Source organism: Streptomyces sp. NPDC005195 (assembly GCF_040608315.1).
Taxonomy (GTDB): Bacteria; Actinomycetota; Actinomycetes; order Streptomycetales; family Streptomycetaceae; genus Streptomyces; species Streptomyces kaempferi.
In genome coordinates this window covers 1-8685 of record NZ_JBEXHZ010000099.1, presented here as the reverse complement: position 1 = coordinate 8685, position 8685 = coordinate 1, and the positions used below count along the sequence as shown (strand labels likewise).

Sequence of the window (8685 nt, the reverse complement as noted above, 5' to 3'; positions counted from 1 at the left end):
CCCAGGCCGTTCCAGCTCACAACGGATCGTCCCTGCTGGTTCAGGCCACCATGGCGGGCGCCGACGACGACGCGGGCGCACACGTCCAGCCGCTGCTGGACGCGACCCACACCACCGCCAAGGCGTACCCCGCACTGCGGGTCGAGGAGGTGGGTGACGCCTCGATGGGCGCCGCGCTCGACAGCCGCGTCTCGGGCGACTTCCACAAGGCCGAGCTGTTCAGCATCCCCGTCACCCTCGCCATCCTGCTGGTGGCGTTCGGCGCGCTGCTCGCGGCCGGCGTGCCCGTGCTGCTGGCGCTGTCGTCGGTGGGCGCGGCGATCGGACTCTCCGCCCTCGCCTCTCAACTCGTCCCCGCCACCGACGTGTTGAACAGCGTCATCCTGCTGATCGGCATGGCCGTGGGCGTGGACTACTCCCTCTTCTACCTGCGGCGCGACCGCGAGGAGCGGGCACGCGGCCGGGACCGGATCGGCGCGGTCGAGATCGCGGCCGCCACCTCCGGACACGCGGTGGTCGTCTCCGGCCTCGCGGTCTCGGTCGCCATGTGCGGCATGTTCGTCTCGGACAGTCCGACCTTCCACTCCTTGGCGATCGGTGCGATCCTGGTGGTCGCCGTGGCGGTCCTCGGCTCCGTCACGGTGCTGCCCGCGCTGCTGGCTGGACTCGGCTCGCGGCTCGAACGCCCCCGTGTGCCGCTGCTGTGGCGCCTGACGAACCGCGAGGAGGGCGAGGGCCGCTTCTGGCCTTCCGTCCTGCGCCCCGCCCTGCGCCGCCCGGCCGCGACCCTCACACTCTCCGTCCTCGTCCTGCTGGCACTCGCCGCCCCGGCCACCGGCATGAAGCTGAAACTCCTCGACGATTCCGACCTGCCCCGCACCCTCCCGGTCATGCAGAGCTACGACCGTCTCACCGACGCCTTCCCCGGCACGGGCTCCTCGCTGCGCATGGCCGTCCAGGCCCCCGCGGAGAAGGCAGGCGAGGTCCGCGGCGCCCTCACCGCACTGGCCGAACGCACAGGCCACCAGGCGCTGTTCACCCTGGACGAGACACCCCGGCTGCGGACCTCCGCGGATCACACGGTGACCACCCTCGACGTGGGCGTCCGTCACAAGGCCGGCAGCGCCGACGCGGAACGCGCCCTGACCCTCATGCGCCACGACCTGCTCCCCGAGGCGCTGAAGGGACTCACGGTCACCGACCACGCGGTGGGCGGTCCGGTCGCGCTGAACGCGGACTTCACCGCCGACGTGACGGACGCAATGCCTTGGGCGATCGGCTTCGTCCTGCTGCTCACCCTCGTCATGCTGGTGGCGATCTTCCGCTCACCGGTCGTCGCCCTCACCGCGATCGTGCTCAACTCACTGTCCGCCGCGGCCTCGTACGGTCTGCTGACGCTGGTCTTCCAGCACCACTGGGCCGAGGGAGCGCTCGGCTTCCACTCCAACGGCGCGATCGTGACCTGGCTTCCGCTGTTCCTCTTCGTCGTCCTGTTCGGACTGTCGATGGACTACCACATCTTCGTGGTCAGCCGGATCCAGGAGATCGTCCGCCAGGGCCTGCCCACCAGGCAGGCGGTGGCCCGCGGCATCACCGGCTCGGCGGGCACCGTCACCAGCGCCGCAGTCGTCATGGTCGCCGTCTTCGCCGTCTTCGCGACCCTGTCCACGCTCGACATGAAGCAGCTCGGCGTCGGCCTCGCCGCAGCGATCCTCCTGGACGCGACGATCATCCGCGCGGTGGTCCTCCCGTCCGCGATGATCCTCCTGGGACGGGCGAACTGGTGGGCACCCCGCGCCCTCATCCGCCGCCCCGAGACCACCACGGCTCCAGCGGACCACCACCCGACCCCGGCCTGACCACCACAACACCCTCGCCAGGAACGACCTGACACGCCGTGGAGCCCTACACCACACCCGGTTCCACGGCGCTGCCGCAGGTCCACAGGAGAGGGCCGGCCGGAGGCCCCAGTCGGAGGCAATGCACGAGTGGAGAGCATCCCCGCACACCCGCAAATGCTCCCGCCACAGGCCCGGCCCACCAGGACCGGCAACGCTGCTCCTCGCACACGCGGAGACGCCCCCGAAGGAGGCAACATGCCGCGAGGCCGGGCCGCCGGCACCGGACGGACGGCGGGCCCATCTCTCCTGCTCGGCACCGCAGTCGGCCGCGCCGCCGCCACAGCGTGCACAGGTCACTTCGTGTCCGAAGCCGGGCCCGCGTTCCACGGGGCCGGCTCCGGTGCGCAGGGTCCGCTACAGCCTGTGGTGGGGTGGCGATGACGCCAAATGGCCGGGGTTCGGGAGGCTGTGGAGCCTGCCGATCGAGAGGCCCAGTCCGTCGACGTTGAACAGCAGGCGCTGGCAGGCGCTGGACCTCCAAGACACAGACCCGGCTGGAGCTGTTCTGCTGGCTGTCGTACTACAACCGGCGCCGTCGGCATTCCGCGCTCGGATACCTCACACCAGCCGAGTTCGAACAGCAACTGATCACCGCACGTAACGCTGTCACTCGTCGCGTGAACCCCGGTGTCCACTGCCGAGGATCAACCTCAGTAACACCGCTCGCCCCGCCGCGCGGAGCCAACCGATGTACCGTGGAAATAGCTTCGAACGACCTAACAGCGTTCCGATTCCCGAAACGCGATCATCTGTTCGATCGGCTGCCCCCAGGCGTGCGGAACACGTCTTGCAGTGCTCGTGAGTGATTTCCGAGAGAGGGTCCCGATGAACGCGACAGTCACGCTACCACCGGGAGAGCAGCCGGACTTCGAGTCGGGTGAGGTTTACTTCATTGGCAACGCTACGACGCTGATCCGCTTCGCTGGCTTCACAGTCCTCACCGACCCTGCGTTTCTACACAAGGGAGACCATCTCCACCTCGGTCACGGTATCTATGCGCGGCGTGAAATGGAGCCGGCCTGTCAGGTTGCCGATTTGCCGGAACTAGACCTGATAGTCCTGTCGCACTATCACGCCGATCACTTTGACCATGTCGCTGCTCGGGATCTGAACAAAGACGTACCCGTGATCAGCACGGAGCACGCGGTTGAAGAACTACGCGCGCTCGGCTTCGCAAACGGCCAGGCGTTGGATACATGGGAGAGCCAGACCGTCCGAAAAGGTGATGCTCGGCTCGTGGTGACAGCCATGCCGGCTGAGCACACCAGCGACTACGAGATGGCGGCCCTGCTGATGCCCGTCAACGGCAACCTGCTGGATTTCTACGACGGCGACCAGCGGCTGTTCCGTCTATACATCAGCGGCGACACCATGCTCCACAACCGGCTGCACGACATACCGAGGAACTATCCCGGCATCGACCTGGGCCACTTCCATGCAGGTGGGACAACGCTGTTTCTGACCACAGTGACCATGACAGGCGAGCAGGCTGTCCGCTGCGCTGAGATCGTCAAGCCTGTCGTTGCGATCCCGATCCATTACAACGACTTTTCGGTGTTCCACTCTGGGCTTGAAGATTTTAAAAAGGCTGCCGCTCAGTCTTCGACGTCTGTCAGGTTCCACTATCTGGAACACGGAGACCGCTACCAATTCTCGGCCAACCGCTAGACGTTGGCAGAGCAATCGCACACTGCAGCCAAGAGCCTGAAAGGCGCACCGCGGTTACCGAGCTTCCCAGCGTGGTGTCGGCGAAGGCTGAGGGCCCGTGATTCCTGCGGTATGCCGTAAGGGGCCGGGTAGACCGACGAGCGGCGGATCCCTCGCGAGAGAGATTTCGGTTTCTGGAAATCTTGATCCCGTGCAGAGTTGTCACAATGAAATCTGACCCGCCGATACAAACCCACTCCAGATCGCATCGGCGTGCGACATCCACCTCTCCCGTACGGCGCACGACGGTTGCTTCGGCAATCCACCTCTTCGGACCGTTTTGGTCTATCGCCTGCCAGGCAGACGGCCCTCGGGCTGTTTCGGCGAGTTTCGCGGTGGAGGCGTGGGGATGGGAAAGGTTCTGGGTCGTCCTACGGCAAGGGTGATGTCCGTGCCGTAGTGCCTGATTGTCGTGGGCGTGCCGGCAAGGACGGTGTACTCGGCGGCTTCACGGTGAATGTCCACGAGCAGGCGGCTGCCCCAGATCTCCATGCGGAAGGCTACCCTGCTGAGGCTCGTGGGCAGCGTCGGTGTGAAGGAGAGGGTGTTCCCGGTGTGTCTCATGCCACCGAATCCGCAGACCACTGCCATCCATGCGCCGGCTAGTGACGCTATGTGCAACCCGTCGCGCGTGTTCTTCTCCAGGTCGCCAAGGTCCATCAATGCGGCTTCTACGGTGTAGGCGTAGGCCAACTCGGTGTGGTGCGTCTCGGCGGCGATGACCGCCTGGCAGCATGCCGACAGCGAGGAGTCCCTTACCGTCAGGGGTTCGTAGTAGACGAAGTCGCGTTCCTTCTGCTCCGCGTCGTCGAAGTCGTCGCTGCACGTGTACAGGGCGAGCACCAGGTCGGCCTGCTTGACCACGCGCTTGCGGTAGATATCGAAGTAGGGAAAGTGCAGCAGGAGTGGATATTGATCCGGCTGGGTTGCTTCGAAGTCCCATGGCTGGTGGCGGGTGAAGCCGGTGTGCTGCTCGTGTACGCCCAGTTCCTCGTTGTAGGGCAAGTGGACAGAGTCTGCCGCCCTCCGCCATGCAGCAAGCTCCGCTTCATCCACGCCGAGCGCGGCAGCCTCATCGTAGTGACGGTCGGCGCTTTCAGCCGCTCCGCGAAGGTTTTTGGCAGCCATCAGGTTGGTGTAGGTGTTGTCGTCGGTGATCGCGCTGTATTCGTCGGGGCCCGTCACGCCGTCGAGGTGGAAGGCACCGTGCTCGTCGTGGTAGCCCAGGGACATCCACAGCCGGGCGGTTTCTACAAGAAGTTCCAGGCCGCTTGTGCGTTCGAAGTCCAGGTCGCCGGTGGCTGATACGTAGCGGATGACGGCGTCCGCAATGTCGGCGTTGATGTGGAAGGCCGCGGTGCCGGCGGGCCAGTAGGCGGCGCACTCGGCGCCGTCGATGGTGCGCCACGGGAAGGACGCTCCGCGAAGGCCGAGTTGCCGTGCGCGCTCGCGTGCGGCAGGCAGTGTGCAGTGCCGCCATCGCAGTGCCTCGGCTACCGAGTGGGGGGACGTGTAGGTCAGCAGCGGCAGGACGAAGGTCTCCGTGTCCCAGAAGGTGTGTCCGTCGTAGCCGGTGCCGGTAAGACCCTTTGCGGGAACGGCGCGCTGCTCGGCCCGGGCGCCTGCCTGTAGGACGTGGAACAAGGCGAATCGTACGGCGTGCTGAATTTCCTCGTCGCCTTCGACCTCGACATCCGAGCGGCCCCAGAAGGCGTCCAGGTAGATGCGTTGCTCATCCACGAGTCCTTGCCAGCCGGTCGCGCCGGCGGCCGCGAGCGCTGCTTCGACCTGATCGCGAACCGCGGGCAGCGACCGCACGCCCGACCAGCCGTAAGCCACCCTTTTCTCCAGCCGTAGGCTCTGCCGGGGTTGGAGGGATGCGGTTACGGTCAGCCTCGCGACGTCCTCACTGCTTTCGCTGTCAGTGCTGAGGGGGCCGTCTGTTTGCACGTCGTGGTCCGCGGCTGCCGCTACCCGCAACATGCTGCTGTGAGAGCAGTGGATCAGCCTCAGTCGGTTTCCCCGGGTGAGGTTTTCCTCGGCGGCGAGGGGCGACTCAAGCGTGGTAGCGATGCGCGGATCGCCGTGAGCGGTCGGGAGTTGTTCGTTGGCCACCAACTCGGACTGGACGACGACGCGTATCGGGGTGTCGACAGCCTGAACCTCGTAGTGGATGGCGGCGATGGCACGCTGGGTGAAGGAGACCAGGCGGCTCGATCGCACTCGCACCGTGCACCCTGCGGGGGATGTCCATGTGCAGTCCCGATGCAGCAGCCCGGTGCGCAGGTCCAGCTTGCGTACATGCTGGTGCACTCGGCCGTACCGGAGGTCAAAGGGTTCATCGTTGACCAGCAGTCGCAATATCTTGCCATTGGTGACGTTGACGACAGTCTGTCCGGACTCTGGGTAGCCGTATCCGCCTTCCGCATAGGGCAGCGGGCGAAGTGCGAAGAAGCCGTTGAGGTATGTGCCGGGCAGTCCGTGCGGCTCGCCCTCATCGAGGTTGCCGCGCCACCCGATGTGGCCGTTGGACAGGGCGAAGACCGACTCGCTCTGAGGGAGCAGAGCCAAGTCGAGGTATTTTTCGGTCAGCGTCCACGGGTCGGCGCGAAGCACATATTCTTGATCATTTCCTCACCCCAGCTCGGCCAGGTCACGCACGACGACGTCAGCGCCGTGGGCGCGCAGCTCGTTTGCCTGAGCTGCTCTGTCGACGCCCACTACGAAGCCGAAGTGTCCGGAGCGTCCTGCTTCCATCCCGGCTAGCGCGTCCTCGAAGACCGCGGAGGCGGAAGGAAGCGAGCCGAGATCATGGGCTGCGGCGAGAAACGTGTCGGGGTGGGGTTTGCCCGGCAACTCGCGTTCCGCCGCCACTACTCCGTCGATGCGTACGTCGAAGAGGCACTCCACGGCGGCCGATTCCAAGATCTCCCGACAGTTCGTGCTGGATGACACGACTGCTGTTTTGAGATTGAGGTGTCGCGCCTTCCTGACGTACTCGATCGTGGTTTCGTAGACTTCCACGCCACGGGCGCAGATCATCTGCGTGAGGATGTCGTTCTTGCGATCACCCAGAGCGTGCACCGTCTCTGCTTCAGGGTCCCCGGCATCGGACTCTTCCGGGAGTGTGATGCCTCGGGACGCGAGAAAGCTGCGGACGCCGTCGGCGCGTGGCTTTCCGTCGACATACGTGTCGTAGTCGCGCACCTCGTCGAACGGGCGATAGCCGTCCCAGTTGCGGCGGCGCAGGAAGTCGTCGAACGCCTGTTTCCATGCGGCCGCGTGCACGCTCGCGGTCTTCGTGATGACGCCGTCCATATCGAACAGGCAAGCTTCGATGGTGTCCGGCAGGCCGAGTCGATCCATGGCGTGCCCCTCGCACTGGTTCCGAGGGCCTTCATCGGCCATCGGAAAGGGACGCTGTTCAGGCGACGGGCGGGGGTGCAGCGGCAAGAAATTCGTCGACCGTGAGCGTGGCATGGGAGATGAGCGGGTAGCGCAGCACCATCGCGTCGTAGGCAGGCCGGCCCCCTACGGCTGCTGTCGCATCCGTGAAGGTGGTCACGTGGAAGCCGGCTTCCATGCAGCTGCGCGCGGTGGATTCCACGCACATCGTCCCCACCATTCCGGCGATGGCGATGTACTCCGTGTTGTGCTGGCGCATCTGGACGTCCAAGTCCGTGTTGGCCAGGACGTCGATGTTCTTGTGTGGCGTGATCACGATTTCGCCGTCGCGGGGTGAGAGGTCGGGGTGGAACTCAGCTCCCCAACTTCCGGCTTCGAAGAGACGGTTGTCGAACATCTCGTGGTGGACACCTGAGACGTGCTTCCATGAGGTGTAGTCGCCCTCGGTGTACGACATGGGAGCGAAGTAGACGGGGAACCCCCGCTCACGGGCGCCGGCCAGTAGCCGCTTGAGGTTCTTCAGGGTGCCGATTCTCTCGAACTCGTCCTTGAAGGTCGGGTAGGCCTTGCCGTCTTCAGAGAAGACATCGTTCATGGTGTCGATGAGGAGCAGGCCGACACGTCCAGGTTCGTACGGAGTAGTCATTCGTCCTCCTCGTGTTTTTACGAGGGTATGCTGGTTTTGACCGTCTTGCGAGGTGTCGCTCAGGGGGTTGGCTAACAGGATCGGGCGCCCTTCGTGGGCGCAGGTGCTCGTCCGCCCCCGCTGGTCGCCGTCGACGTGGACCCGCTCCTGTACCCCACTCGCAAGCCGCTCTCGGTCGGACGCGTCCCCCGCGAGCAGGGGCAGCGCATGGCTGAGGTGCGGGGGCCTGCCATCAGCCCGCGCACCTCAGCGTGGACTGACGCGGCGCACGGGTGGGCACCGGAGAGCAATGACCGACAGGCAACAGGCGCTGATGCCGATATTCGCGCTGGATCTTTGTCGCTGGTGCGCCGCGATGGCGCACCAGCGATCGCGGCAGCGATGAGTCAGGGGCGCGGAAGGCTCGCCAGTGCGGAGTTGCCGATCTTTACTGACTTCGGCTTGTCAGGGTGAGGCTGGTGTGTCGAGGGTGAGTCCGGTGCCGGCTATGAAGCCGTCGAGGGTGTGGGGCCGGTATTGAAGGCGTTTGAGCCGGTTGCGGACAAGGACTTCAAGCCGGTCAAGGGCCATGACGGCGAGGTTGGCGAGGCTGCGTTTGACGTGGGCCCATACCCACTCGACGGGGTTGAGGTCGGGTGCGTAGGCGGGCAGGAGGAACACGGTCAGCCACTCACGCTCGGCCACGAATTTCCGCATCCTTCGGGAAACGTGGGTGTTCAGGCGGTCCCAGACCAGCACGATCGGTGCCCTGACCAACTGGTGGACTCCGTCGACCAGCCCGATGAAATCCGACTCGCCCATGCTGCGACGTGCGTCTTTGTTCCCTGTGTGGGTCCGAAGACGGTGGCACAGCCGGGTCCGCGACCCCGGCCGCATCGCGATCAGCCCGGCCACCGACAGCCGTCCCGAACGCCGGCCGCTGATGGTGACGACCGGAGTCACTCCGCGCCGGCCCCAGGTCCGTCCCCTCGGCGGCCTGCGGGTGAACCCGGCTTCGTCCTCGAAGCAGATGTAGCCCCCGCAGGC

General features: G+C 65.6%; 6 protein-coding genes and 1 pseudogene. 3 read left to right on the top strand and 4 right to left on the bottom strand.

Annotated elements, in window-relative coordinates:
* From ABZV34_RS35360 to ABZV34_RS35350, 3 genes and pseudogenes are all read left to right on the top strand, one after another.
* A partial coding sequence (locus ABZV34_RS35360; protein ID WP_356286103.1) for an MMPL family transporter occupies positions 1-1859 on the top strand: 1859 nt, incomplete at its 5' end.
* 503 nt (positions 1860-2362) lie between these two features.
* A pseudogene (locus ABZV34_RS35355) lies at positions 2363-2497 on the top strand (integrase core domain-containing protein); the annotation flags it as partial.
* 229 nt (positions 2498-2726) lie between these two features.
* The gene (locus ABZV34_RS35350) at positions 2727-3569 is read left to right on the top strand and encodes an MBL fold metallo-hydrolase (protein WP_356286100.1); all 843 of its coding nucleotides are present in this window, start codon (positions 2727-2729) and stop codon (positions 3567-3569) included.
* A 324-nt stretch (positions 3570-3893) separates the two neighbouring features.
* Here ABZV34_RS35350 and ABZV34_RS35345 read toward each other — a convergent pair whose 3' ends face one another.
* From ABZV34_RS35345 to ABZV34_RS35330, 4 genes are all read right to left on the bottom strand, one after another.
* Entirely contained in the window at positions 3894-6224 is a 2331-nt protein-coding gene (locus ABZV34_RS35345; protein ID WP_356286097.1) for a glycosyl hydrolase family 65 protein, read from the bottom strand.
* Between the two features lie 18 nt (positions 6225-6242).
* Positions 6243-6974, bottom strand: a complete 732-nt coding sequence (locus tag ABZV34_RS35340; protein WP_356286094.1) for a beta-phosphoglucomutase family hydrolase — start codon at positions 6972-6974, stop codon at positions 6243-6245.
* A 58-nt stretch (positions 6975-7032) separates the two neighbouring features.
* A complete protein-coding gene (locus tag ABZV34_RS35335; protein WP_356286091.1) occupies positions 7033-7659 on the bottom strand; it encodes an isochorismatase family cysteine hydrolase in 627 nt (208 codons plus the stop codon).
* Between the two features lie 444 nt (positions 7660-8103).
* On the bottom strand, positions 8104-8670 hold the full coding sequence (locus tag ABZV34_RS35330) for a transposase (protein WP_356286106.1): 567 nt from the start codon (positions 8668-8670) through the stop codon (positions 8104-8106).
* Positions 8671-8685: the final 15 nt, after the last annotated feature.

What these genes read in the sequence shown, in the direction of transcription:
- ABZV34_RS35335 (WP_356286091.1), bottom strand. Translation starts at nt 7,659, where the DNA reads ATGACTACTCCGTACGAACCTGGACGTGTCGGCCTGCTCCTCATCGAC.
- ABZV34_RS35340 (WP_356286094.1), bottom strand. Translation starts at nt 6,974, where the DNA reads ATGGATCGACTCGGCCTGCCGGACACCATCGAAGCTTGCCTGTTCGAT.
- ABZV34_RS35350 (WP_356286100.1), top strand. Translation starts at nt 2,727, where the DNA reads ATGAACGCGACAGTCACGCTACCACCGGGAGAGCAGCCGGACTTCGAG.